At 66.3% G+C, this 23,693-nt stretch carries 22 protein-coding genes, 1 tRNA gene and 1 pseudogene; 9 read left to right on the forward strand and 15 right to left on the reverse strand.

What is annotated here, in order from left to right:
- Positions 1 to 3 precede the first annotated feature (3 nt).
- Entirely contained in the window at positions 4 to 159 is a 156-nt protein-coding gene (locus tag F3H26_RS19380) for a hypothetical protein (RefSeq protein WP_188127691.1), read from the reverse strand.
- Positions 160 to 242: 83 nt separating this feature from the next.
- On the opposite strand from F3H26_RS19380, the gene F3H26_RS04935 reads away from it, so the two are divergent.
- Positions 243 to 317 (forward strand) — tRNA-Thr (locus F3H26_RS04935).
- 258 nt (positions 318 to 575) lie between these two features.
- Here the strand turns inward: F3H26_RS04935 and F3H26_RS04940 are convergent.
- The 5 genes from F3H26_RS04940 to F3H26_RS04960 form a co-directional block, all read right to left on the reverse strand.
- Entirely contained in the window at positions 576 to 821 is a 246-nt protein-coding gene (locus tag F3H26_RS04940) for a MoaD/ThiS family protein (RefSeq protein ID WP_040633350.1), read from the reverse strand.
- Positions 814 to 3,069: a xanthine dehydrogenase family protein molybdopterin-binding subunit gene (locus F3H26_RS04945; RefSeq protein WP_149774959.1), complete on the reverse strand. Its 2,256-nt coding sequence runs from the start codon at positions 3,067 to 3,069 to the stop codon at positions 814 to 816. The genes F3H26_RS04940 and F3H26_RS04945 overlap by 8 nt, the downstream gene beginning before the upstream one ends.
- Positions 3,069 to 3,548: a (2Fe-2S)-binding protein gene (locus tag F3H26_RS04950; protein ID WP_149774960.1), complete on the reverse strand. Its 480-nt coding sequence runs from the start codon at positions 3,546 to 3,548 to the stop codon at positions 3,069 to 3,071. The genes F3H26_RS04945 and F3H26_RS04950 overlap by 1 nt, the downstream gene beginning before the upstream one ends.
- Positions 3,545 to 4,411: an FAD binding domain-containing protein gene (locus F3H26_RS04955; protein WP_149774961.1), complete on the reverse strand. Its 867-nt coding sequence runs from the start codon at positions 4,409 to 4,411 to the stop codon at positions 3,545 to 3,547. The genes F3H26_RS04950 and F3H26_RS04955 overlap by 4 nt, the downstream gene beginning before the upstream one ends.
- 126 nt (positions 4,412 to 4,537) lie before the next feature.
- On the reverse strand, positions 4,538 to 7,750 hold the full coding sequence (locus tag F3H26_RS04960; RefSeq protein WP_149774962.1) for a reductive dehalogenase: 3,213 nt from the start codon (positions 7,748 to 7,750) through the stop codon (positions 4,538 to 4,540).
- Positions 7,751 to 7,825: 75 nt separating this feature from the next.
- Between F3H26_RS04960 and F3H26_RS04965 the strand changes: the two genes are divergently transcribed.
- Entirely contained in the window at positions 7,826 to 8,728 is a 903-nt protein-coding gene (locus F3H26_RS04965; RefSeq protein ID WP_149774963.1) for a LysR family transcriptional regulator, read from the forward strand.
- Here the strand turns inward: F3H26_RS04965 and F3H26_RS04970 are convergent.
- Positions 8,719 to 9,570 carry a LysR substrate-binding domain-containing protein gene (locus F3H26_RS04970; protein ID WP_188127706.1) on the reverse strand — a complete coding sequence of 284 codons (852 nt, stop codon included), beginning with the start codon at positions 9,568 to 9,570 and terminating at the stop codon, positions 8,719 to 8,721. The genes F3H26_RS04965 and F3H26_RS04970 overlap by 10 nt on opposite strands.
- 104 nt (positions 9,571 to 9,674) lie before the next feature.
- On the opposite strand from F3H26_RS04970, the gene F3H26_RS04975 reads away from it, so the two are divergent.
- Positions 9,675 to 10,379: an SDR family oxidoreductase gene (locus F3H26_RS04975; protein ID WP_149774965.1), complete on the forward strand. Its 705-nt coding sequence runs from the start codon at positions 9,675 to 9,677 to the stop codon at positions 10,377 to 10,379.
- Between the two features lie 4 nt (positions 10,380 to 10,383).
- On the opposite strand, the gene F3H26_RS04980 is transcribed toward F3H26_RS04975, so the two are convergent.
- From F3H26_RS04980 to F3H26_RS04990, 3 genes are read right to left on the reverse strand one after another with little or no spacing between them, the layout of a single operon-like run.
- Complete coding sequence (locus F3H26_RS04980) at positions 10,384 to 11,658, reverse strand: NAD(P)/FAD-dependent oxidoreductase (protein ID WP_149774966.1); 1,275 nt, start codon at positions 11,656 to 11,658, stop codon at positions 10,384 to 10,386.
- A 41-nt stretch (positions 11,659 to 11,699) separates the two neighbouring features.
- Entirely contained in the window at positions 11,700 to 12,734 is a 1,035-nt protein-coding gene (locus tag F3H26_RS04985) for an ACP S-malonyltransferase (protein ID WP_149774967.1), read from the reverse strand.
- The gene (locus F3H26_RS04990; RefSeq protein ID WP_149774968.1) at positions 12,731 to 14,920 is read right to left on the reverse strand and encodes a dehydrogenase E1 component subunit alpha/beta; all 2,190 of its coding nucleotides are present in this window, start codon (positions 14,918 to 14,920) and stop codon (positions 12,731 to 12,733) included. Before F3H26_RS04990 ends, F3H26_RS04985 begins: the two co-directional genes overlap by 4 nt.
- Here F3H26_RS04990 and F3H26_RS04995 point away from each other — a divergent pair.
- Together F3H26_RS04995 and F3H26_RS05000 are read left to right on the forward strand one after the other, a co-directional pair.
- On the forward strand, positions 14,897 to 15,166 hold the full coding sequence (locus tag F3H26_RS04995) for a hypothetical protein (RefSeq protein ID WP_149774969.1): 270 nt from the start codon (positions 14,897 to 14,899) through the stop codon (positions 15,164 to 15,166). The genes F3H26_RS04990 and F3H26_RS04995 overlap by 24 nt on opposite strands.
- A gap of 4 nt (positions 15,167 to 15,170) precedes the next feature.
- Positions 15,171 to 16,067, forward strand: a complete 897-nt coding sequence (locus F3H26_RS05000) for a LysR substrate-binding domain-containing protein (protein WP_149774970.1) — start codon at positions 15,171 to 15,173, stop codon at positions 16,065 to 16,067.
- A gap of 12 nt (positions 16,068 to 16,079) precedes the next feature.
- Here F3H26_RS05000 and F3H26_RS05005 read toward each other — a convergent pair whose 3' ends face one another.
- The 4 genes from F3H26_RS05005 to F3H26_RS05020 all read right to left on the reverse strand — a co-directional run bounded on the left by F3H26_RS05005 (position 16,080) and on the right by F3H26_RS05020 (position 19,693).
- The gene (locus F3H26_RS05005) at positions 16,080 to 16,844 is read right to left on the reverse strand and encodes a nuclear transport factor 2 family protein (protein ID WP_149774971.1); all 765 of its coding nucleotides are present in this window, start codon (positions 16,842 to 16,844) and stop codon (positions 16,080 to 16,082) included.
- 178 nt (positions 16,845 to 17,022) lie between these two features.
- Complete coding sequence (locus F3H26_RS05010; protein WP_149774972.1) at positions 17,023 to 18,180, reverse strand: acyl-CoA dehydrogenase family protein; 1,158 nt, start codon at positions 18,178 to 18,180, stop codon at positions 17,023 to 17,025.
- 108 nt (positions 18,181 to 18,288) lie between these two features.
- Complete coding sequence (locus F3H26_RS05015) at positions 18,289 to 19,080, reverse strand: TIGR03084 family metal-binding protein (protein ID WP_149774973.1); 792 nt, start codon at positions 19,078 to 19,080, stop codon at positions 18,289 to 18,291.
- Between the two features lie 49 nt (positions 19,081 to 19,129).
- On the reverse strand, positions 19,130 to 19,693 hold the full coding sequence (locus tag F3H26_RS05020) for a TetR/AcrR family transcriptional regulator (protein ID WP_149774974.1): 564 nt from the start codon (positions 19,691 to 19,693) through the stop codon (positions 19,130 to 19,132).
- 305 nt (positions 19,694 to 19,998) lie between these two features.
- Here F3H26_RS05020 and F3H26_RS05025 point away from each other — a divergent pair.
- The 4 genes and pseudogenes from F3H26_RS05025 (at position 19,999) to F3H26_RS05040 (ending at position 23,005) form a co-directional block, all read left to right on the forward strand.
- Positions 19,999 to 20,463: pseudogene (locus F3H26_RS05025) on the forward strand (nuclear transport factor 2 family protein).
- A 13-nt stretch (positions 20,464 to 20,476) separates the two neighbouring features.
- A complete protein-coding gene (locus F3H26_RS05030) occupies positions 20,477 to 21,091 on the forward strand; it encodes a pyridoxamine 5'-phosphate oxidase family protein (protein WP_149774975.1) in 615 nt (204 codons plus the stop codon).
- A 44-nt stretch (positions 21,092 to 21,135) separates the two neighbouring features.
- Positions 21,136 to 22,116 (forward strand): alpha/beta fold hydrolase, encoded by a 981-nt coding sequence (locus F3H26_RS05035; protein ID WP_149774976.1) that lies wholly within the window; start codon positions 21,136 to 21,138, stop codon positions 22,114 to 22,116.
- Positions 22,117 to 22,168: 52 nt separating this feature from the next.
- On the forward strand, positions 22,169 to 23,005 hold the full coding sequence (locus F3H26_RS05040) for a PhzF family phenazine biosynthesis protein (RefSeq protein WP_149774977.1): 837 nt from the start codon (positions 22,169 to 22,171) through the stop codon (positions 23,003 to 23,005).
- 6 nt (positions 23,006 to 23,011) lie between these two features.
- Here the strand turns inward: F3H26_RS05040 and F3H26_RS05045 are convergent, their stop codons facing one another.
- The gene (locus F3H26_RS05045) at positions 23,012 to 23,680 is read right to left on the reverse strand and encodes a TetR/AcrR family transcriptional regulator (RefSeq protein WP_149774978.1); all 669 of its coding nucleotides are present in this window, start codon (positions 23,678 to 23,680) and stop codon (positions 23,012 to 23,014) included.
- Between the last annotated feature and the right edge of the window lie 13 nt (positions 23,681 to 23,693).

The following is a 23,693-nucleotide window of genomic DNA, read 5'->3' on the forward strand; positions in this document are numbered from 1 at the left end:
CTCTCAGTCCTTGTGCTGTCCCGGCCGGTCATCCTGTGCGCTGCGCGCCTTGGCCTGCGCCTTGCGCCGCGCCAGGTTGGCCTTGAGAGCCGCCTTGAGCCGATCTTCGCGCGTGGAGCCGGATTGCCCGTGTTTTTTGGGTGATTTCTTCTCTGCCATGATCTTTCTCTACAGGAGGCGAAAAAAACCGTCCAGAGACCCTTGCGCCCCGTTTCGTTTGAGTCTAATCACCCGCCCACAGCGCTGCTGTAGCTCAGAGGTAGAGCACTCCCTTGGTAAGGGAGAGGTCGAGAGTTCAATTCTCTCCAGCAGCACCATTCCCCTCCAGATCGGCGCATCGCAGCAACTGCAAAACCTGCGGGTTATGCAAGCGGCCATGGTTGACCAAACGGAAACCCACACATCCGACACCTTTAGGTGCCACTTATGCCAATTTTGCGATCCATAGCGGGGCAACTCTGCCGTTTTTTGTTCAAAGGTGTTTTCTTAACGAGGGGGTAATTCGGCCGGGCCAGGGGCGAGACCGGTACGGGGCCTGAAGGCTGTCGTATCCGTGTCTCCCCCCGCCGATTCTCTCAACCGCCCCGCAGGCGTTGCATCAGGTACACCTCGGCCCCTTCGGGGATGGGCTCGCTCAGCCCTGCCGCGATGATCCGGCCGTTCACCGCGACCGACACGCCCGCGTCGATCGGCGCCTGCAATTGCGGATGGAGGCGCACCAGTTCGCGCAGCAGCTCGCCGGTTGTCGCTGCCTGAACCTGCACCACTTCCTGGCCCCCGGTCAGAGACCGGAGACCAGACCAGAGATGGACCTCAACCATTGCCCTTGAGCGCGGCCAGAATGCGCGGCGGCGACATCGGCAGTTGCCGCATCCGCACGCCGGCCGCGTTCGACACCGCATTCGCGATGGCCGCCAGCGGTGGCACGATGCCGGTTTCCCCCACGCCACGCACGCCGAAGGGGTGGCCCGGATTGGGCACTTCGACGATCACGGTGTCGATCATCGGCAGGTCGCTGGCCACCGGGATACGGTAGTCGAGGAACACCGGATTCTGCAGCCGGCCATCCTCGCCATAGATGTATTCCTCGTTCAGCGCCCAGCCGATGCCCTGGGCCGCGCCGCCCTGGAACTGGCCCTCGACATAGGCGGGGTGGATCGCCTTGCCCGCGTCCTGGATGACCGTGTAGCGGGTGATCGAGGTCTTGCCGGTTTCGGGATCGACCTCGGCATCGACGATATGGGTGCCAAAGGACACGCCCGCGCCTTCGGGGGTCGCCTCGAAATGGCCCGAGATCGGGCCGCCTGTGCGCCCCATGTCAGCGGTGATCTCGGCCAGCGGCAGCGGGTCGAAATCGCCCGCGTTGGGCCCGGAGGGCACTGCGCAGCCGTTTTCCCATTTCACCGCGTCCACGGGGATGCCCCATTTGGCCGCCGCGCGTTCGCACAGTTTCTCGACCGCGTGCTGCGCCGCCTTGATCGTGGCCAAACCGCTGGCATAGGTCACGCGCGAGCCGTGGCTGACGTCGTTGTAGCCCAGCGTGGCGGTGTCGGCGATGGTCACGCGGATGTTCTCGTACGGGATGCCCAGCACCTCGGCCGCCATCAGCGCCATCGACGCGCGCGAGCCGCCGATATCGGGCGTGCCGACCATCAGCTGTGCCGAGCCGTCCTCGGACAGGGCCAGCGACACCGAGGTCTCGCCCCCGTGGTTGAACCAGAACCCGCAGGCGATGCCCCGCCCCTGCCCCGGCTTCAGCGGCGCGGAATAATGCGGGTGGTCTTTGGCGGCTTCGAGCGTCTCGACCAGGCCGATCCGGTCATAGGTGGGGCCATAGCTGGCCTTGGTGCCCTCGCGCGCGGCGTTCTTCAGGCGCACCTCGATCGGATCGAGGCCCAGTATCTTGCAAAGCTCGTCGATGACCGACTCCACCGCAAACGCCCCCATCGGCGCGCCCGGCGCGCGATAGGCGGCCTGTTTCGGGCGGTTGGACATCACGTCATACCCCACCTGCCGCACATTGGTCAGGTTGTAGGGGGCAAAGGCGCACATTGCGGTCATGTCGCCCGGCGCACCCGGAAAGGCACCGCCCTGCAGGCGGAACACGCCCTGGGCGGCGGTGATGGTGCCGTCCTTCTTCATGCCGATCTTGACGTCCATCGAGGCCGAAGCGGTCGGCCCGGTGGCCCGCAGAACCTCGGACCGGGACATCACGATCTTGACCGGACGGTTGGCCTTGCGCGACAGCGCCAGCGCCACCGGTTCGATGAACACGGTGGTCTTGCCGCCGAACCCGCCACCGATTTCCGATGCGGTCACGCGCAGCTGCGCGGTTTCGATCCCCAGCAGCGCGGCGCAGGTCTTCTGCACGATCCAGTGGCCCTGGGTGCAGCACCACAGCTCGCCCTTGCCGTCAGCGCCCAGCGAGGCAAGGCAGGCGTGCGGTTCGATATAGCCCTGGTGGGTGGCCTCGGTGACGAAGTGATCCTCGATCACCAGATCGGCCTCGGCAAAGCCGGCCTCGACATCGCCATGCCCGCTTTCGTGATAGCGCACCACGTTGGGGTGCATCCCCTCGGGCACCGAATAATCGGCCGCGCCCTCGCGGATCACCGGGGCGTCGGGCGCCATCGCCTTGTCCACGTCGGTGACATGGGGCAGCACCTCGTATTCGACCTCGATCAGCTTGAGCGCATCCCGCGCCGCCAGCGCCGAACTGGCCGCAACTGCCGCCACCGCGTGCCCGTCATAGAGCGCCTTTTCCCCGGCCATGACGTTTTCCAGAACGTTCCAGAACTCGCCCTCGAGACCCGGCTTGAACGGGACATCGGCAAAATCGGCGCGGGTGACCACGGCCTTCACGTCCCGATGCGCCTCGGCCTTCGAGGTGTCGATCCGGACGATCCGCGCATGGGCGTGGGGCGAGCGCAGGATGGCGCCGAACAGCATGCCCGGCGCGGTCACGTCGGCCCCGAACCGGGCGCGACCGGTGACCTTGTCCAACCCGTCGGGACGGTTCGGGCGGGTGCCCACGAAGGTGAAATGCGACTTGCGATCGTCGAGTGCCATTACGAAGCCTCCCGCAGCTCGGCGGCCGTGTCCAGAACGGCGCGGATGATCTTGTCATAACCCGTGCAGCGGCACAGGTTGCCGGCCAGCCAATAGCGGGCCTCTTCCTCGGTCGGGTCGGGGTTCTTTTCCAGCAGAGCCTTGGCGGCGACCAGAACGCCCGGCGTGCAGACCCCGCATTGCAGCGCGGCATGTTCGATGAACTTGCGCTGCAGCGGGTGCAGGGTTTCGCCCCGGGCCATGCCTTCGATGGTTTCGATCTGCTTGCCCTCGGCCTCGACCCCCAGCACCAGGCAGGAACAGACCAGCCGCCTGTCCAGCGTGACCGAGCAGGCCCCGCAATCGCCGGTGCCGCAGCCCTCCTTGGCGCCGGTCAGGTTCAGCTTGTCGCGCAGACAGTCCAGCAGGGTTTCACGCGCGTCGCACAGGTATTCGACCGTGTCGCCGTTGACGGTGGTGGTGACGTGATGCTTGGTCATGCGGTCTCTCCCTTGGCGCGGGCATAGGCGATTTTCGCGGCGCGTTTTGCCAGCACTCCGGCCACTTCGGTGCGGAATTCGATGGTGCCGCGCTTGTCGTCGATGGGTTTGCACGCGGCCGAGGCGGCGGCGGCCAGCGCCGCCAGCGCGGTATCGTCCAGCGTGGTGCCGATCAGCGCACGGGCGCACTCTTCGACCAGCAGGACGGTAGGCGCCACGGCGCCCAGCGACACGCGGGCCTCGGTGATCGTGTCACCATCGACGCGCAGGCTCACACCCACGCCGACCACGGCGATGTCCATCTCGGTGCGCGGAATGAAGCGCAGATAGGCGTCGCCGCCATTTGCGCCCCGCGCCGGGATGTGCAGAGCCGAGATCAGCTCGCCCTGCGCCAGCGAGGTCTTGCCGGGGCCGGTCGGGATATCCTCGACCGCCACGACCCGATCGCCCGCGGGGCCGGTCACCGTCACGCTTGCGCCCGCGGCCACCATGGCCGGAACCGAGTCGGCGGCGGGCGAGCCGTTGCACAGGTTGCCAACCGGCGTGGCACGGCCCTGGATCTGGGTCGAGCCGATCAGGTCCATCGCCTCGACCACACCGGGCCACTCGCGGCCCAGTTGGGGATGTTCGCTCATCTCGGCACCGGTGACGGCCACGCCCAGCGTCCAGCTGCCGTCGGCGTGGCGAGTGATGTCGCGCACCCCGTCGATGGCCTTGATGTCGATCAGGGTGTCGGGGGTCACGATCTCGGACCGCAGCTGCACCAGAACGTCGGTGCCGCCGGCCAGAAACCGCGTGATGCCCGTTGCATGGGCAGCCAGATCCGAAGCTTCTGCAAAGCTGGCGGGGCGGTGATATTGCATGATTGTACCTCGCGCCTGTTGGTCAGGGTTCACTGGGTTTGGGGCGACGTTAGAGCAGCCGCGCGGCGGCGTCCATGGCCCGCGCGACCTATTTTTTCGCCTGAAAATGTCGCTTTCCGACCGGGGTCAGAGGTCGATCTCGACCACCCCGCCCGGCTCGGCCGCGCGGCTCTGGCACAGAATCAGTGCCGATTCCCGCTGTTTGCGCGACAGGACGAAATCGCGATGCTCGACCTCGCCTGCAATCAGCCCGCATTTACAGACGCCACAGATGCCGTCGGCGCATTTCACGTCTACATGGATGCCGGCCTCGTTCAGCACCTGCGCCGCGTCCTTGTCGGCGGGCACCTCAAGGTCACGCCCCGACCGTGCCAGCCGCAGGGTGAACGGGTGGTTTTCATAGTCGGGCTGCTCGGGCACCGAGAAATACTCCAGATGCCGGGCCTCCTCGGGCCAGCCCTGACGTTCGGCGGCCTGCATCACCGCCTCCATGTATCGGTCCGGGCCGCAGGTATAGACGTGCCAGCCGTCGCGATAGCCCGCCAGGATCGTGTCCAGGTCGGCGCGGGTGCCCTCGTCCGAGACATGCAGATGCACGCGATCCGCCCAGGGCGCGGCGGCCAGATCGGCCAGATACCCGGCCTTTCCCCGTGAAGGGACGGAATAGTGCAGATCGAAATCGCGGCCCAGCGCGTGCCGGCGATGCGCGAAGGCGATCATCGGGGTGATGCCGATGCCGCCACCCATCAGCAGAGTGCGGGTGGCGGTCTCGTCCAGTTCGAAATGATTGATCGGCTTTGACACGAACACCTTGCGGCCCGGCGTGAAAATCCGGTGCAGCAGAACCGAGCCACCGCGGCCCTCATCCTCGCGCAGCACGCCGATCTGGTATTTCGACCGGTCCGCGGGGTCGCCCGACATGGAATACTGGCGCAGGAACTCGGGCGCCACCAGCACGTCCAGATGCGCGCCCGCCGTCCATTCCGGCAGGGGCGCGCCATCCGGGGCGGAGAATTCGTATTTGCTGATGTCCGGTGTCATCTTCTCGACCTTGGTCACCTCGACCCGCATGACCGGGGCGTCGCCGGCAATCGTGTAGCGATGCACCACCGACATGTCCCCGGCGGCCAGACGGGTCTTGTACTCCTCGGCGGTGACCATCGCCTGATAGGCGGCGATCCCCGCCTCGCGATCCATCGCGAACGGATAGGGCCAGGGGTGCGGGGCCAGTGGGGCCGGATAGACGGCCAGCGTCTGATCCTCGTATTTCAGGTCAAGATCCTTTTGCAGATCACGCCGGTTCAGCGGGTGCGCGGTGGGGCGATAGGCGCCGTCGGGCTGCAGTTCCAGATCCCACCACCATTTCTTGGTGTCGTTCAGCCCGCCATTGCCCAGCGCATCGTCCAGTTTCGCCAGCGCGGGCGCGGCGGCGGGGATTTTCATCGCGGCCCAGCGGAACGGGCGTTCGGCGAACAGCCCTTCCAGGTTCCACGGGCAGGTCTTCATGCAGCGCCCGCACATCGCCCCGCCCGGCGTGGTGATCCGGTAGGTGGCGCATTTCTGGCTGTCGGATTTCCAGATCTCGTAGCCGTTAAACATCAGCTTGGGCCCGGCGGTGATCGCCCCCGAGGGGCATTCGCGGGCGCATTTGTTGCAGCTCTCGCAGAACCGCTGCAGGCCGAAGTCGATGGGCTTGTCATGCGCCATCGGCATGTCGGTGGTCACCACGCCCGATTTCAGGCGCGGGCCGAGGAACGGGTTCAGAATGACCTCGCCGATGCGGCTGACCTCACCCAGCCCCGACAGCAACAGCAGCGGCGGTTGCAGCACCTCGCCATCCATCACCGTATGCGCCTTGGCCTTGTAGCCCAGATTGCGGATCTGCCGGGCCAGCACCCCGCCCAGCAGCGAGAACCGCAGATAGGCGCGCATCGACTGGGCGACGCTGATCCAGTCGTCGCCGGAGGCGCCTTCCATGGTCTCATAACCTTGGTCGATGATCATGCTGATCGCCTGATCGTGAGGCGGCACGATTTCCTCGCCGGTGGCGTCGTGGGAATACCACGCCCATTCGGGGCAGCGGCTGAGGCCTACGGCATCGACGCCCAGAAAATAACTGGCGGCCTTGAGGTTGGCGGCGTTGCGGTCAGCGTCCGAGGGTTTGGGGCCATCGGCGCTGTCACCGTCCTGCAGCAGGACGAACGCCCCCAGCGCGCGGCGTTGCGCAAAGCTGGGCGCGGATTTTCGGACGTAGTGCCCGCCCTTGGCCGCGTCCTGCAGCGGTTTGCCCATGTCGCCGAACTGCGCCCGCGCGAACATGTCGGCGCGTTTCGGCACCCGGGCCACGTTCTCCTCGTCGATATAGGTGGTCGGGCTGTCCACGCGTTTGAGCGTCTCGAACGGGTGCGCGCCATCGACATAGCGGCGGCGGGCGAAAGGGTCGCGGTTCAGCGCGCTTTTGGCAAAGCCCGCGCCCAGCCACCACGCGGGGCCTTGGGTTCTGAACCACGGCTGCCGGTCGCGCGGGGCCAGGGGGCGATCATGGGCGATTTCCAACTCGGTGGTCACGGCGGCCAGCCCGAACCGACGCCCCAGCCAGGGGGCCACGGCGGTGCCATCCTCGGCCCAGACCAACCCGGCTGCGGCGGCAAGGCGCGGCAGATTCATGTCCGAGGACATCACCGAATGCGCCCGCGCATCATACCCCAACAGACGGATGTAATTGGCGATCACCACCGCGTTTTCGGTGGCCAGCAGGCAGGCGCGGTGGTCCTGCGCATCCAGGATCCACTCGGCGCCGGGCTCGGACGGATCGGGGTCGCGGTGATGTTCGTACAGGAACACGATGGCATGGCGATGGGCGGTGATCGGCCCCGGCTGGGCCGCGACGCTGTCGCGCAGGTCGGCCATGATCACGTCGATCCCCGAGGCCAGGGTCTTCGTCTGCCGGGTCTGCAGCGCATGGGCCAGTCGGTCGATATCGGGGTTGCGCCGGGGCTGGTCCAGCAGCGCCTGCGGCAGCAGAGGCCCGCAGCCCATCATCGAGGCGTCGTTGAAATAGCCGAACGCTTTCAGGTGATTGGCGCGCTCGACCGGATCGCGGGGCATCTCGGCCCGGGCCGGATTGACGAAGCCATCGCGGATGGTGTCCAGCATCGCCTGAAACTCGCCCATCGCGTTGACGATGCTGTGGGGCTGCTCGGGGCGGTCGAAACTCAGCACCGGCATGGGCGCCAGCGCCGACAGATCGGGCAGCGCATCCTGCCGCCGCAGCCGTTCCAGCGGATAAGGCCCCATGTGAACGGGTCGGTTCTTGTCCGAGAAAAAGCGGATCCCCATCGCGTGCCTCCTGTTGCCAAGCTTCCCCTAGCGCGGCATGAACAGCAACACCATTCATGGCGGATCATAAACGGTATGAAGAAAATCGATTTCACGGATCTGGACGGCAAGGTCCTGCGCACCTTCCTGACGATCCTCGAGGAGAACTCGGTGTCCAAGGCCGCCGACCGGCTGGGTGTCACGCAATCCGCCATCAGCCACACGCTGGCCAAGCTGCGGCAGGTGCTGGGCGACCCGCTGTTCGTACGGTCGGGCCAGGGGCTGCGCGCGACCGAGCGGGCGCTGGCGCTGAAAGACCCGGTGCAGAGGGTGCTGGACGGTATGCGTGCCCTGACCGATGAGCGGCCCTTTGACCCGCTGTCCGAAGAGATCACCGTCCAGATCGCCACCAACGACATGCCGCGCGAGTTGATCTTTCCGCAGTTGCTGCGCGCAGCACGGGCCGATGGGGTGCGGCTGCGGCTGGGGTTCATGCCCTCGGGCGTGCCCGACCCGGAACTGCTTCGCAGCGACCGGTGCCAGCTGATGCTGACCCCGCTGCCTCCGGACGGCCCCGACATCTTTCAGAAACTGCTGGTGAGCAGCCCCCTGATGGTGTTCTACGACGCCGAACGCCGCGACCCGCCCGCCGACTGGGCCGCCTATTGCGCCTCGGACCATGTCGAGGTGCGGTTTCCCGATGGGCGCAACGCGCGAGCGGTGATGCGCGGCGTGGATCAAAGCCAGATCCGCCCGCCCACCGTGACCCTGCCGCATTTCAACGCGATCCCGGCCTTCGTGAAGGGCAGTGACCTGATCTCGACCGACACGGCGCTGATGAAGCAAGGGCCTTTGGCGGCGCTGGACTGCGCTCCCCTGCCCTTCGAGTGTCAGCCGGTGTCGATCTACATGGTCTGGCACCAGCGGTTCGCCAACGATCCCGCCCATCGCTGGCTGCGGGGGCGGATCGCGGCGATTGCGGCCACGCTTCAGGCCTGAGCCCGCAGCCACTCGCGCATCAGCGCCACCAGATCCGGCTGCCGCGGCTTGCGCGGGGTGACGATATGGAACCCCAGATCGTCCAGCAGCACCTGCGCCAGCGGTTGCACCAACCGTCCCGCCATCAGCTCGGCCGCGACCAGCGGCGCATTGGCCAGCGCAAAGCCCTGCCCGGCCACGGCGGCGTCGATGGCCAGGCTGGTCTGGCTGAAATTCATCATCCTCGGGCGCCCCTGCACGCCGGCGCGTTCCAGAAACAGGGGCCAAAGGCCATGAGAATCGCTGAGCAATACATGCGCCAGCAGGTCTTGCGCCGACGTCACCTGCGCGGCCAGGTCGGGGCTGCCGACGACGACGAATTCGGTGGGGAACAGCGGCTCGGCCACCAGGCCGTCGCCGAACGGCGCGCGGCCCTGCCGCACCGCGATGTCCACCCCGTCCGTCTGGAAATCGGCCAGCCGCTCGCGCGCATCGACCTGCACCGAGACATCCGGGTGGCGCGCGGTGAAATCGCCCAGCCGCGGCACCAGCCATTTCGAGGCAAAGCTGGGCGTGACCGACAGAGTGATCTGGCGCTGGCCGGACAGGTCTTCGACCGCCTCTTCGATCAGACGGAAAGCGCGGCGCAGGGGCGCGTGGAACCGCCGACCGGCCTCGGTCAGGCGCAGGCCGCGCGGCAGACGGTCGAACAACGGGGTACCCAGCCGCGCCTCGAGGCCCCGGACCTGCTGTGCCACGGCGCCTTGGGTGACACCCAGTTCCTGCGCCGCCAGCCTGAAGTTCAGGTGCCGGGCCGAGGCCTCGAAGGCGCGCAGCGCATTCAATGGAGGAAGGGCAACCATGGCGTCCATACAATAGATTTCCTACATCCTTAAGGCAGAAGAGCTGATTGGTCAAACGGCCCGCCGCGCGTCATCTTGGCGACAGATTGAAACGGAGAACGAAGATGACGGAAAAAGTGGCTCTGATCACCGCCGGCGGCAGCGGCATGGGCGCGGATGCGGCGCGGCGGCTGGCGGCGGACGGGTTCAAGGTGGGCATTCTGTCCTCGTCCGGCAAGGGCGAGGCACTGGCAGCCGAGCTGGGCGGCGTGGGCGTGACCGGCTCGAACCAGTCGACTGACGATCTGCAGAGGCTGGTGGATGCGGCAATGGCCCACTGGGGGCGGATCGACGTTCTGGTGAACTCGGCCGGGCACGGACCCCGCGCGCCGGTGCTGGAGCTGACCGACGAGGACTGGCACCTCGGCATGGAGGTCTATTTCCTGAACGCGGTGCGCCCCACCCGGCTGGTCACCCCGATCATGCAGGCGCAGGGCGGCGGGTCGATCATCAACATCTCGACCTTCGCGGCGTTTGAGCCGGACCCGGTCTTTCCGACCTCGGGCGTGTTCCGGGCCGGGCTGGCGGCGTTCACCAAGCTGTTCGCCGACAAGTATGCCGCCGAGAACATCCGCATGAACAACGTCCTGCCCGGCTTCATCGACAGCCTGCCGGAAAAGGAGGAGTTCAAGGCCAGGATCCCCATGGGCCGCTATGGGCGCAGCTATGACGAGATCGCCTCGGTCATCGCGTTTCTGGCCTCGGAAGGCGGCGGCTACATCACCGGGCAGAACATCCGGGTGGATGGCGGGATCACCCGCTCGGTCTGATCGGTCAGACCCTTGCCTTGACCAGATGTGTCAGCGCCGCGCCGGCCTCAAAAAAGGCGCGGCGCAGGCCTGTCCAGCTTTCGCTGTGCGCAGGCACGGGCGGCAGCGGCAGGCGGGCGGGGTCGCCAGACAGCAGGCTGTCGGCCATCATGCGGCCGAACACCGTGCCCGGCCCGATCCCGCGCCCGGAATAGCCATGCGCCGACAGCGCGTTCGGCCCGATCTGCACCAGCTTCGGGATATGGTCCGCGGTCATGGCGATGCGCCCGTGCCAGCCGTCCTTCAGCGGCTGGTCGGCCAGCGCGGGAAAGATCTGCGCCAGTTTGCGCGTGATCCAGCCGCGATGGGCGAAACTGCCCGCGTGGCCCAGATCGCCCATCGCCCCGATCACCAGCCGCCCGGCTTGATCCATGCGGAACGAGGTCATGATCAGCCCGGTATCCCAACAGCCCTCGCCCCCCGGCAGCAGGGTGGCGCGGATCTCCTCGGGCAGCGGGTCGGTGGCGTATTGGAAGTAGTAGACCGGCACATAGTCCTGCCGGGTGTCGGGCAGCCCCGCGTGATAGGCGTTGGTGGCCTGGATCAGCGCCTTGGCGCGCACCGAACCCTGCGGCGTGTCCAGATGCCATATCTCGCCATCGCGGCGCAGGGCCTGCACCGGGCTGTTGGCGTGGATCGCGGCCCCGGCCTGCTGCGCCGCGCGGGCGAGGCCCTGCACATAGGCCAGCGGCTGGATCGTCCCGGCGCGCGGATCGAAAATGGCGCCGTGAAACGCCGCGCTGCCGGTGCGGCGGGTGGTGTCCTGCGCGGACAGCAGCTCCACCGGCGCGCCGTCGGATGACAGTTGCTCGTGGCGGGTCTGCAGGTCGCGCAGGCCCTTGGGCGAATGGGCCAGGTGCAGGGTTCCGGCCTGCACCGGCTCGCAATCGATGGCGTGGTCACGGATCAGGCGGAACACCTCGGCCGGGGCCTGCGCCAGCAGGGCGATCAGCCTGTCGCCCGCCGCGTCACCCAGATGGGCGCGGATCTCGGCCGGGGGCAGCCACAGCCCGGCATTGGCCAGCCCGACGTTGCGGCCCGACCCGCCATGGCCGATCTGGTGCGCCTCGAGCAGACAGACCGAGGCCCCCGCCTGCGCCGCGTGCAGCGCCACCGAGCAGCCCGTATAGCCGCCGCCGATCACGGCGAGGTCCACCGTGGCGGACCCGGTCAGGGGCGGGGCGTCCACCCGCTCGCGGCTGGTCTTGGTCCACAGGCTGATTTCCGGGTCGGTGGTCATGGCGGGATGTCCTTGAATGCGCGCGCAGATTTCCCGAGGGCTCAGCCGATGGCAAGGGGTCTTTGATCCTCGCGCCCCAGCGCGATCAGGAACGGGTCCTGCGCCTGCAGGGCCTGGAAACCCTCCTTGTCGGACATGCCGCGCCAGTTGGCCAGCACCAGCGACTGCGCCACCGCGCCGCCCAGCGTGGCACCGGGGCCGGTGACGATGAACAGGTCGGGCGCGAATTCGCGGGCGGCGGTCTGCACCGCGCGGGTGAAATCGTAGGGCTCGGTTACCTGATGGCCCAGCGTGTAATCCCACAGCGCGCCCGTGTCGGTGGCCCCCGGCCACCAGATCTTGCCGCGCCCGTCGATCATCGGCAGGTCGGGCTGGGTGAACAGCGTGGCGGGCAGTTGGCGGCGGCCCTCCTGCGCCACCGGGGCCTGAAGGCGCGTGTGAAAGGCCGCGTGGTTGGCCAGCCGCATCGGGAACCGTTCCTGCACCACCGGCTGCGCGGCCTCGAAGGCCTTGAGACCGGCTTCGTTGCCGGCCAGAACCAGCATCCCGCCCAGGTCGATCGACAAGGCAAGGTCATGTTCGGGCAGGGCGTCGATGCGCGCCACCTCGGCCAACAGCTCGGCCTTTCGGGCCGGGTCGTCGCGCCAGTCGTCGCCGGTGAAGGGATAGACCAGCTGCCCGCCGATCAGATGGGTCTGCATCAGCGTGCCCATGGTGTTGACCACCCGGAACCCGTTTTCGGGCGACAGCGCCCCCGCGGCGGCCAGCGCGATATACCAACCCATCGAGTTGCCGGTGACGGCCACCACCTCGATATCCTCGGCCAGAGCCTGCGCATCGGCCAGCGCGGCGGCATAGATCAGGGGCGAGGCCACGTCACCGCGCGAATACTTGCTGACCGAGAAGCGCGACGCGCCGTCCAGCGCGGTCACCGCCTCTTGGCCTGTCTCGGCGCGGATCGCGTCGAATTCGCGGAAAAGTTCCATCCGGTTCGAATGGTGACGGTGCAGATAGCCCAGCTCGGGCTTGTTGTAGGTGCCCCGGCCGGGGCAGATCACGACGGCGGTGCGGGTCATTTTGCGGCTCCGGTCAGAGTCAGGGCGGCGGCCACGATGCCATCCTTCGAGGGCAGCGGCGCGGCATAGGCGGGGCCGGTGGCGATGAAGCAATCCTCGGCCACCACGCGGGCGGTGGGCAGGTCGGTCTGCTCGGCAAACAGCGTCATCAGCGCCTCGGACTGGCTGCCGGTGCGGCGGCATTCATCGACGATCAGGACGTGCTTGCAGCCCTTGGTCGCCTCAAGCAGCGCCTGTTCCGGCAGCGGCGCCAGCCAGCGCATGTCGATGATGCGGGTCTTGAGGCCCGCCGCTGCCAGCTCGGGCAGCGCCTGTTTCGACAGGTAGTGCCCGTTGCCGTAGGTCACGATCGCCAGATCGGTGCCGTCGCCATGCACGCCCACCTCGCCCAGCGCGATGCGTTCGCCGGGGGCGGGATAGCGGGTCATCCACGCGCCGTCCTGCCCCTCGTGCAGGTCGCGCATCGGGTAGAGCGCGATGGGTTCCAGGAACACCACCACGCGCTGCTCCTCGCGCGCAAGCCGCACGCATTCGCGCAGCATCCGCGCCGCATCCGCCCCGGTCGAGGGGCAGGCGATGATGACGCCCGGAATGTCGCGCAGCACCGCCAGCGAGTTGTCGTTGTGGAAATGGCCGCCAAAGCCCTTCTGGTATCCCAGCCCGGCGATGCGCACGACCATCGGGTTGGTGAACTGCCCGTTCGAGAAGAAGGGCAGCGTGGCGGCCTCGCCCCGGATCTGGTCCTCGGCATTGTGCAGATAGGCGAGGAACTGGATCTCGGGGATCGGGACGAAACCGTTGTGCGCCATGCCGATGGCAAGGCCAAGGATGGACTGTTCGTCCAGCAGCGTGTCGATCACCCGGTCGGGGCCGAAGCGCGCCTGCAGCTTCTGCGTCACGCCATAGACGCCGCCCTTGCGGCCCACGTCCTCGCCCATGCAGACGATCTCGCCATGTTCCAGCATCAGGTCGGTCAGCGCCCAGTTGATCAGGCGCGCCATCGGCTGCGGGTCGTCCATCGCGCGCAGGTCGCTGCCGAAGGTGGCGGCGCGGGCCTCGGCGCTGGGGCCGTTGGTGGGCTTGCAGGGGCGTTTCGGCGGGATCAGGCTGGCCGCGACCTCGGCGGCGGTGGACAGATGCGGGCGGGTGGCGGCATCGGCCGCGATGCGGTCGGTGCGGGCGCAGGTCTGTTCATAGATCTTCAGCGCCTGATCGGGCGACAGCGCCCCGGCCTGATCCAGCAGGCGCACCGAATGCAGCAGCGGGTCGTTGGCCTCGTCGGCCTCGACCTCGGCGCGGCTGAGATAGGTGGTGGGCACATCCGCCCCCGCATGGCCATACAGCCGCACGGTTTTCAGATGCAGGAAGGCCGGCTTGCGCCGGGTGCGGACGTATTCGGCCGCCTGCTGCGCCACCGCGAAGGTTTCATAGATGTCCAGCCCGTTGGCCTGGAAATACCTGATACCCGGGCGATGCTCCATCGAGGCCTGAATCCAGCCCTTGGGCGTCTTGACCGAGATGCCGATGCCGTTGTCCTCGCAGACAAAAAGCAGCGGCAGCGGGATCGACTGGACGCTGGTCCAGCCGGCGGTGTTGATCGCGCCCTGCGCGGTGGAATGGTTCGCGGACGCATCACCGAAGGAACACATGGCGATGCCGTCCTCGGGCAGTTGCCGGTGTTCAGGGTCGTGCCGCCGCGCCGCGCCCAGACTGTAGGCCGCGCCCACCGCCTTGGGCAGGTGGCTGGCAATGGTCGAGGTCTGCGGCGGGATCATCAGCGCCTTGGAGCCCAGCACCTTGTGCCGCCCGCCCGAGGTCGGGTCCTCTTTGGAGCAGGCAAAGCTCAGCAGCATGTCCCAGGCGATCTGCTGGCCGGGCACCTGCTCGGCCCGGGCGATCTGAAAGGCGGCGTCGCGATAGTGCAGAAAGGCGATGTCGGTCGGGCGCAGGGCATGGGCCACGGCGGCCATGCCCTCGTGCCCGGACGAGCCGATGGTATAGAACCCCTGCCCCGCCTTCTGCATCGCCCGGCTGGTGCGGTCCAAGGCGCGGCTGAGCACCTGCGAGCGGAACAGCGACACCGCCTCGGGCGCGGTCAGGCCCGGGCGCGGCAGTGCGCCTGCGGGCAGGTCGCGCGCGGCGACGCGGGTCAGGAAGTTTTCGTGAACGATCTGGGCGCGATCCATGAGTTCTCCGCGGTCACTTTGGAACACCGGCGATCTGCGGCCGGCCTTTGGGTCAGGCTAGCGATGTCGGGGGCAGAAAAAAGCCGAAAACGTCCCGAGGCGCCAAAACCGCGCGCCATCGGCCTCTTGGCTTTGGACTGTTCGGAATGCTCATGCCTTGGGATCCGCCAGCTGCTGAATGTCCATGTATTTCAGTGGCAGGCCTGGAATGCCAGTGATATTCAGTTCAAAAGGTATGAGGATTGATCATATGATTGCGCCACGTCGTTTTCTTCCCTCGATCTCGTCTCTGCTGGCACTCGAGGCAGTCGACCGCCTGGGCAGCGCCTCGGCGGCGGCCGAGGAATTGTCGCTGACTCAAAGCGCGATCAGCCGCCAGTTGAAGGCGGTCGAAGAACAACTGGGCGTGACGCTGATCCAGCGCAACCAGATGCGGCTGCACCTGACACCGGCAGCCCGAGAATACGTGGAAACCGCGCGGGCGGCGTTGCAGCAACTGGCGCAGGCTTCGCTGAAGCTGAAGGCCAACCCCACAGGCGGGTCGCTGAACCTTTCGATCCTGCCCGCCTTCGGCATGCACTGGCTGGCGCCGCGCCTGCAGGATTTCGCCCGTCGCCACCCCGAGGTGACGGTGAACCTGAGCACGCGGCTGAAACCCTTCGATTTCGTGGCGGAACCGTTCGACGCGGCCATCCATTTCGGCCAGCGCGACTGGGCCGGTGTGAACTACCTGCCGATCATGCGCGAAGAGGTTCTGCCGGTCTGCGCGCCGGCGCTGGCGCAGGAAGCCTCGGAGCACCCGGACTGGCTGTTGAATGCACCGCTTCTGCATCTCGACACCCGACCCGACGCCTGGGAGCAGTGGTTCGCGGCGCAAGGTATCACCGCCACGGGCCTGCGCGGGATGCTGTTCGATCAGTTCTCGACCATGATCCAGGCGACCATTCACGGGTTGGGCGTTGCCTTGCTGCCAAGCTATCTGGTCGGGCAGGAATTCGAGCGCGGCAAGCTGATCCCGGCCTGGCAGGGGCCGCCGGTCAACCTGGGCGATTATTTCCTGGTCTGGCCGCAGAACCGGGCGGAATCAGCGCCGCTGGCCTCGTTTCGGGCATGGCTGCTCGGGCTGTTGACGGCGCCCCCGGCCTGATCCGAAGGACGCTCAGAATTTGCCGTTGTCGTTCTTCCATTCGCTTTCGGGGGCGACCTTTTCATTCGTGTCCCAATGTTCGACGATCTTGCCTTCCGCAACGCGGAACAGATCGTAGAAGGCAGTGGGAACACCATCGAACTCGCCTTCGCACTGGGTCAGAACGAAATCTCCCTCGGCCAACACGCGATGCAGCCGGTGATAGTCGATCCGCCGACGATCCGCGCGGCGTTCAGACAATGCGCCGTGCAGCAGAGAAAGGTCGTCGCCCAGTCGCGGGTTGTGTTCGGTGAAAGCCGCGGCATCGAGAAATGCCGACAAACTGCCCGTATCACCATCCATCAGAACCCGCATGACACAGGCGCGAACGAGGGCGCGGTTGTCTTCGGTCCGGTCAAGGTCACGCGCCTCGGTGGGTCCGTCCACCATGGAATGGCCCGACAGGTTCGGCCCCTGCCGCGGCTGGATATTGTCCCAATGCTCGACCGCGCGACCATCTTCAAAGCGGAACAGTTCGAACCCGATATTGCGGCGAGAGAAATCGTATTCGGTATGGGCGAACACGAAATCCCCGTCCTCGAAGGCCCGCACGACATTGACCCGCGGAGAGGTCCGGGACAGGCGCTGAAACAGGGCCGCCAGCCCCTCGCTGCCCTCGTGGGTCTGCGGGTTGTGCTGGATGTATTTCGCTTCGTTGACCACCGAAACCGGCCCCGGATCGCCGGTTTCTATGCTTTTCAGCAACGCGCGGATCCGGTCCTTGTTCGATGCGGTCATGGGGCCTCCTGCCGGGTGACGGTCACGCCATTCCCGTCAGTCTGGCAGACCACCGGACATACGGCAATGGGGCGGACGGACAGCGCGTCAGCCGCGGCCGAGCATCGCTCGGGCGCGGCCGGGCCCAACCGGAGGAGGCGGCCCGCCAGGGCCGTTGACGACGGGCGGGAGCGCCCGGTCAGACGTCGATCGAGCGGGCGATAAGTTCCTTCATCACCTCGTTGGTGCCGCCATAGATCATCTGCACCCGCGCATCCGCATAAAGCCGCGCGATCGGATATTCCATCATGAAGCCATAGCCGCCAAACAGCTGCAGGCATTCGTGCATGATCTCGTTCTGCACCTCGGAGCCCCAGTATTTCACCATCGAGGCAGTGGCCGCGTCCAGCTGACCGGCCTCCAGCTTGGCGATGCAGTCATTGACAAAGCTGCGCAGCACCTCGGCCTTCGTCTTGCATTCCGCCAACTTGAAGCGGGTGTTTTGGAAGTCCATCACCCGTTGGCCGAACGCCTTGCGTTCCTGGGTGTATTTGACCGTCTCGGCGATGGCGAAATCGATCGCGCCCAGCGCCATGATGCCGATGGTCAGGCGCTCCCACGGCAGCTGCTTCATCAACTGATAGAAGCCCTGCCCTTCCTCGGAGCCCAGCAGGTTGGTCATCGGCACCTTCACGTCCTCGAAGAACAGCTCGGCGGTGTCATTGGCCTTCATGCCCAGCTTCTTGAGGTTGCGCCCCCGGCGGAAGCCCTCGGCCCCCTCGGTCTCGACCGCGATCAGCGACACACCCTTGGCCCCCAGCGACTTGTCGGTTTTGGCAGCCACGATGATCAGGTCGGCGGTCTGGCCGTTGGTGATGAAGATCTTGGACCCGTTCATCCGGTAGGAATTGCCATCCTTCTCGGCGGTGGTGCGGATCGCCTGCACGTCCGAGCCGGTGCCCGGTTCGGTCATGGCCAGCGCGCCGACCATCTCGCCCGAGGCCAGCTTGGGCAGCCATTTGCGCTTTTGTTCCTCGCTGCCATAGGCGGTGATGTAGTGGGTCACGATCGACTGGATGCCATAGCCCCAGCCCGCATCCCCCCGCGAGGTCTGCTCATAGATCGTGACCGCATCAAAACCCATGCCGCCGCCGACACCGCCGAATTCCTCGGGGATGGCCCCGGCCATCAGCCCGGTTTCCCCGGCCTTCCGCCAGAAGTCACGGTCGACCACGCCCTGCTCGGCCCAGGCCTCGATGTTTGGCACCAGTTCATCATCCATGAACCGCCCGGCCATTTCGGCAAACATGCGGTGTTCGTCAGTGACCCAGGAAGCGGTCGAGGTAAAAAGCGCCATGATTGGTTCTCCGGAATTCTGTTGGCGAAAAGGGTAGCTTTCGCCGCCGATTCCGCCAATCCGGGTGACGCCGCGTCGGTTTGCGCCGCTACGCAACGTCCTTTGGCGTCAATGCCCTACGCGGTGCCGGGCACCGGGCGGCGGCGGCGTTTCCGGGGCACCGGCGAAACACTGGGCGATGGCCATCCACTCCTGCGCGACCGGCCCCTGCACCGACAGGCCGGTATCCGCCACGTTTCGGGTCTGGGTCACCACGCGGGAGAAATCGACGGCCGGCCCTTCGATCAGGTCGGCGCCGGGCGCGCCGAATTCCCACAGCGCCCCCGAGGGCGCGGTCAGGCGCAGATGAGGTGCCACCGGTGGCACCGGGCGGCCATGCACCGTGAAGGTCCAGCCAAAGGTGTTCACCCCCAGCACGACGATGTTGCGGATCCGGTCGGTCTCGGGCCGGGTCAGGCCGAGAATGTCGAACACCTCCTGCCCATGCGCCCAGGTCTCCATCTGCCGCGCGGTCATCGAGGACCGCACCGACATGTCCGGTCCCACCCATTTGACCCGTGCCTTTGGGTCCAGCAGAGCCCAACAATAAGCCATGCGGGTGTACAGATCGCGCCAGGCCAGCCGCAGGTCATGGCCCCGCTCGGGGATCGCGGCGTTTTCCGTGGCGCGAAAGCCCTCGGCCTGAATGCGCGGCATCACCTGCCGAACCCTTGCGTCGAACGCATCCGGGTCGCGCTGCGACAGGTCGGCCATCTGGTTCCAGAAATGCAGGTGCACCAGCACGTCGTCGATCGTCCAGCCCTTGAATTGGGTCACGGTGCGCCAGTCGCTGGTACCAAGTCCCGCAAGGGCATGGTCGAGGACCTGGCATTCCTCAAAGAAATCCGCAGCTTGATCCATGACACTCCCGCTCTCTGCCCGTTGGGCCACTAAAGCGGGTTTCGGCCGGTCAGACCAGTGCGTTCTGCAAAAGGACCTGCGCGGCCTCTTTCGCATCGCGCGCCAGATCGCAGCTGTGCAGCAGCACGGCGGTGACGATCGCACCCTCTTTCAACAGCAGCAGCTGGCAGGCCAGCTTGTCCGGGTCCCGCGCGCCGGCCTTGCGACACAGGTCGGAGAAATATTCCAGCAGCAGGCGCTTGTGCTCTCCGGCCTGCACATGGATCGGGTGGTCGGGGTCTTGGTACTCGGCCCCGGCCTTGATGAACATGCAGCCGCGAAAGTTATCCTCGTGGAACCATTCGCCCAGCGCGTCGAACGCGGCCAGCAGTTGATCGGCGGGGGTGTCGGCCAGTTCCTCGATCCGGCGCACGAACCAGTTGCGGAAATTCTCGTCCCGCAGGCGCAGCACCGCCAGGATCAGCTCCTCCTTGGTGCGGAAATGCTTGTACATCGAGGTCTTGGACACGCCGGTTTCGACCACCAACCGGTCCATTCCGGTGGCGTGAAACCCGTCGCGGTAAAACACCTGCAGTGCCTTGCGGACCAGCTCATCCCGTTTGTTCGGACGCATGATTCGGCTCCTTTACGTACCGATCAGTACATAATTCCTTTGTCGTTCAGGTGCAATTCACACCGCCGAAGCCGCTGTTTTTAATGCTTATTGTCCACCCAGCAAGGCAGAACGAAAAACTTTTTTCGGCTCAAGGGTTGAAAACGTTAACCGTTCTGTACACCTTATCAGCACAGTTTACCGATCTGTACACCCAAAGGATATGACCGATGCGACGCCGCGCCAGCCCATTTCCCGCAAGCTATGTTCCCTTCCTTCTGACCGTGGCCCTTCTGGCCGCCACCCTCGCCTGAAAGTCTCTGACCATGCAGCGCCCACCCCTGCCCCCGTTCACGACGCAGACCGCCATCGAAAAGGTCCGCAAGGCCGAAGACGCCTGGAACAGCCGCAACCCCGACATCGTGACCCCGGCCTATACCGAGGACAGCCAGTGGCGGAACCGGGCTGAGTTCCTGACCGGCCACGCCGAGATCCACGCCTTTCTGACCCGCAAATAGCGCACCGAACTGGACTATCGCCTGATCAAGGAACTGTGGGCCTGTGACGGGAACCGCATCGCGGTGCGCTATGCCTATGAATGGCACGACGACAGCGGGCATTGGTTCCGGTCCTACGGCAACGAGAACTGGGAGTTTGCCGCCGATGGCCGGATGGCCCGGCGACATACATCGTTGAACGATCTGCCGATCACCGACGCCCAGCGCCTGTTTCACTGGCCCCTGGGGCCGCGGCCCGCCGACCATCCCGGCCTGTCCGACCTGAACCTGTGAAAGGAGGCCTCCCATGCCCCGCGCCTTTTCCGAACTGACCTTCACCTCCGCCGTCCGCGCGCATCAAGAGCGGATGGGGTCCGCCGCGTCCTATGCAAAGTTCATCGACGGCGGCCCGCAGCAGGGCCACCTGATCGGCCCCGCCGAGCAAGCCTTTATCGAGGCGCGCGACGGGTTCTATCAATCCACCGTGTCCGAGACCGGCTGGCCCTATGTCCAGTATCGCGGCGGCCCGGCGGGGTTTCTGAAGGTGCTGGACGACCGGACGATCGGTTACGCCGATTTCTCGGGCAACAAGCAGTATATTTCGCGCGGGAATCTGGACGGCAATGACCGGATCGCGCTGATCCTGATGGATTATGCCAACCAGCGCAGGCTCAAGATTCTGGGCCGCGTGGACTTTCGCGAAGGCGCCGAGGCCGCGCGCGACCTTTTCCCCGACGCGGCCGAGGCCGAACGCGCGGCGATCATCCATGTCGCGGCGCTGGACTGGAACTGCCCGCGCCACATCACCCCCCGCTTCACCGAAGCCGAACTGCGCCCGCATCTGAACGCGCTTGGCCGCCAACTGGCCCAGCTGCAAGCCGAGAACGACCAACTGAAGCAGGCCCTGGCCCGAAAGGCCTGATCCCCCAATACCCCGAACCCGTCAGCAACAGGAGTATCAATGCCATGCTACGCGCGATTACCAACACACTTGCCACCCTGACCGCCGGATCGGTCTTCGCCGTCTCGGTCGTGACCGTCGGCTTCTACCTCTCGCCCGAGGCCGTGCGCGCCGCCGAGCCCGACCCGTTCCAGACCCAGTTCCGCGCCCAGACCATCGACGGCATGAAGATCGCCTATCGCGAGGCCGGTGACCCGGCCAACCCGACGGTTCTGCTGCTGCACGGTTTTCCGACCTCGTCGCACATGTTCCGCAACCTGATCCCGGTGCTCGCGCAGGATTACCACGTGATCGCGCCCGACTATCCCGGTTTTGGTGCATCCGACATGCCCCCGGCGGATGAATACGACTACAGCTTTGCCGGCACCGCGCGGATGATGACCGAGCTGCTGGATGCGAAGGGCGTCGATCGCTATGCCGTCTATCTGATGGACTACGGCGCGCCGGTGGGGTTCCGGATGTTCGCCGAGGATCCCGACCGCGTGACCGGCTTCATCATCCAGAACGGCAACGCCTATGACGCGGGCCTGCGCGAGTTCTGGGACCCGATCAAGGCCTATTGGGCCGATCCGACCAAGGAAAACGGCGACGCCCTGCGCGCCTTCCTGACCATGGATGCCACCCAGTGGCAGTTCACCCACGGCACCCGGAATCCCGACGCGATCAGCCCGGACAATTTCTGGCATGTCCAGTACCTGCTGGACCGCCCCGGAAACCAGGAAGTGCAGCTGGAGATGTTTCTGGATTACGGCACCAATGTGGGCGAATACCCCAAATGGCAGGCGCTGTTCCGCGAACATCAGCCACCCGCGCTGTTGATGTGGGGCAAGAATGACGTGATCTTCCCCGAGGACGGCGCACATCCCTACAAGAACGATCTGACCGATCTGGAGTTCCACATCCTCGACACCGGGCATTTCGCGCTCGAGGAATACGGCCCCGAGATCGCCGCCGAAATGCAGGACTTCCTGGCCCGCATCAACTGACCCCTTGCCCCCCGGCCTGTCCGGGGGGCGCCCCATACCGGAGGACTGACCCATGACCCCGCATGTTGACCGTATCGCCGCCTTTTCCGATGGCCCCGCCGGGGGCAACCCGGCCGGAGTGCTGATCGCGGATGCTCTGCCCGCGGACGCCGAGATGCAGAAGATCGCGGCCGATGTCGGCTATTCCGAAACCGCCTTTGCCGCGCCGCAGGGCGCGGGCTGGCGGGTGCGCTATTTCGCGCCGGTGGGCGAGGTCGCCTTTTGCGGCCATGCCACCATCGCGCTGGGGGCGCAGCTGGCGCAGCGGTTCGGCGATGGCGAATACGCGCTGCAACTGAATGATGCGCAGATCTCGGTCGAAGGTCGGCGTGACGGCGACAGGGTTGCGGCCACGCTGGTGTCACCGCCGACCCACAGCCGCGCGGTGGCTGACGATGTTCTGGCGCAGGCGCTGATCGTGTTCGGGCTTGCGCCCGGAGACCTGAGCACCGATCTGCCGCCCGCCATCGCCAATGCAGGCAATGACCATTTGATCCTGGAGCTGACGTCTCGCGCCCGGCTGGCCCAGATGGATTATGACCTGCAAACCGGGGCCGAATTCATGCAGGCTCAGGGGTTCACCACGATCAACCTGATCTGGGCCGAAACGCCCCGGCTGTTTCACAGCCGCAACGCCTTTGCCAGCGGCGGGGTGCTGGAAGACCCCGCCACCGGCGCCGCAGCCGCCGCACTGGCCGGGTATCTGCGCGACCTGAACTGGCCGCATGGCGGCGAAATCGACATCGTGCAAGGCGAGGATATGGGCGCGCGATCCCTTCTGCGCGTTCAGATCGGCGCCGCGAGAGGCGACGGTGTGCGCGTCTCGGGAACCGCCCGCGCCATCGACTGAGATGGGTCAGGGGCGAGCGCGGCCAGAGTGCACCATTGCCTCGATCCCCGCGGCGCAGAATTCGACCAGTTGGTCGATCCCCGACAGGTCTCCCCCCTGCGACAGCGCCTGCACCCGCCAGGCGCTGTTGAGATGCGCCAGCATCGCCGAGACCGAATAGACCTGGCCCGTGGCCAACAGCGCCGGGTCGGCCTGCGGATACAGCGCGGCGATCTCACGGATGAAGAACTGGGCGGTGGGGTCGAAACACTCGGCGGCAATATGGCGCCAGCGCGGATCGACCGACACATGTGCCACCAGCCGCCCGTAGGCCATCCAGCCCGGACCGCCGGTTTCGGCCAGGCTGACATAGGGGCGGATGAAACAGTCCAGAATGCCCCGCAGGGTCAGCGGGCCCTGCGCGCGCCGATCCTCCAGCGCCTGCATCCTGATCCGGGCAAGCGCGTCGGCGCGGCGCGCGACGGTCTGGAAGAACAGCTCTTCCTTGCCGCCGCCATGGTGGTGGACCAGACCCACCTGCACCCCGGCGCGCGTGGCGATGTCGCGGATCGAGGCGCCCTCGAATCCCCGCTCGGCAAACAGCGCCTCGGCCGCGTCCAGGATCCGCGCCTTGGTTTCCAGCGACCGGGCCGACGGCGCCCTTTGCCTTTGTTTTTCAATGTATTTCGCGCTCATGTTTTTCATCTTG

This window comes from Ruegeria intermedia, assembly GCF_900129345.1.
In the GTDB taxonomy this organism is placed as follows: Bacteria; Pseudomonadota; Alphaproteobacteria; order Rhodobacterales; family Rhodobacteraceae; genus Ruegeria; species Ruegeria intermedia.

Bases quoted from the DNA above. Each gene is read 5' to 3' on its own strand.
- F3H26_RS05035 (WP_149774976.1), top strand. From the start codon at position 21,136: ATGCTACGCGCGATTACCAACACACTTGCCACCCTGACCGCCGGATCG.
- F3H26_RS04960 (WP_149774962.1), bottom strand. From the start codon at position 7,750: ATGGGGATCCGCTTTTTCTCGGACAAGAACCGACCCGTTCACATGGGG.
- F3H26_RS04955 (WP_149774961.1), bottom strand. From the start codon at position 4,411: ATGCAATATCACCGCCCCGCCAGCTTTGCAGAAGCTTCGGATCTGGCT.
- F3H26_RS05040 (WP_149774977.1), top strand. From the start codon at position 22,169: ATGACCCCGCATGTTGACCGTATCGCCGCCTTTTCCGATGGCCCCGCC.
- F3H26_RS04945 (WP_149774959.1), bottom strand. From the start codon at position 3,069: ATGGCACTCGACGATCGCAAGTCGCATTTCACCTTCGTGGGCACCCGC.
- F3H26_RS05015 (WP_149774973.1), bottom strand. From the start codon at position 19,080: ATGGATCAAGCTGCGGATTTCTTTGAGGAATGCCAGGTCCTCGACCAT.
- F3H26_RS04940 (WP_040633350.1), bottom strand. From the start codon at position 821: ATGGTTGAGGTCCATCTCTGGTCTGGTCTCCGGTCTCTGACCGGGGGC.
- F3H26_RS05010 (WP_149774972.1), bottom strand. From the start codon at position 18,180: ATGGCGCTTTTTACCTCGACCGCTTCCTGGGTCACTGACGAACACCGC.
- F3H26_RS05045 (WP_149774978.1), bottom strand. From the start codon at position 23,680: ATGAGCGCGAAATACATTGAAAAACAAAGGCAAAGGGCGCCGTCGGCC.
- F3H26_RS05030 (WP_149774975.1), top strand. From the start codon at position 20,477: ATGCCCCGCGCCTTTTCCGAACTGACCTTCACCTCCGCCGTCCGCGCG.
- F3H26_RS04990 (WP_149774968.1), bottom strand. From the start codon at position 14,920: ATGGATCGCGCCCAGATCGTTCACGAAAACTTCCTGACCCGCGTCGCC.
- F3H26_RS04965 (WP_149774963.1), top strand. From the start codon at position 7,826: ATGAAGAAAATCGATTTCACGGATCTGGACGGCAAGGTCCTGCGCACC.
- F3H26_RS05000 (WP_149774970.1), top strand. From the start codon at position 15,171: ATGATTGCGCCACGTCGTTTTCTTCCCTCGATCTCGTCTCTGCTGGCA.
- F3H26_RS05005 (WP_149774971.1), bottom strand. From the start codon at position 16,844: ATGACCGCATCGAACAAGGACCGGATCCGCGCGTTGCTGAAAAGCATA.
- F3H26_RS04985 (WP_149774967.1), bottom strand. From the start codon at position 12,734: ATGACCCGCACCGCCGTCGTGATCTGCCCCGGCCGGGGCACCTACAAC.
- F3H26_RS04950 (WP_149774960.1), bottom strand. From the start codon at position 3,548: ATGACCAAGCATCACGTCACCACCACCGTCAACGGCGACACGGTCGAA.
- F3H26_RS05020 (WP_149774974.1), bottom strand. From the start codon at position 19,693: ATGCGTCCGAACAAACGGGATGAGCTGGTCCGCAAGGCACTGCAGGTG.
- F3H26_RS04970 (WP_188127706.1), bottom strand. From the start codon at position 9,570: ATGGTTGCCCTTCCTCCATTGAATGCGCTGCGCGCCTTCGAGGCCTCG.
- F3H26_RS04980 (WP_149774966.1), bottom strand. From the start codon at position 11,658: ATGACCACCGACCCGGAAATCAGCCTGTGGACCAAGACCAGCCGCGAG.
- F3H26_RS19380 (WP_188127691.1), bottom strand. From the start codon at position 159: ATGGCAGAGAAGAAATCACCCAAAAAACACGGGCAATCCGGCTCCACG.
- F3H26_RS04975 (WP_149774965.1), top strand. From the start codon at position 9,675: ATGACGGAAAAAGTGGCTCTGATCACCGCCGGCGGCAGCGGCATGGGC.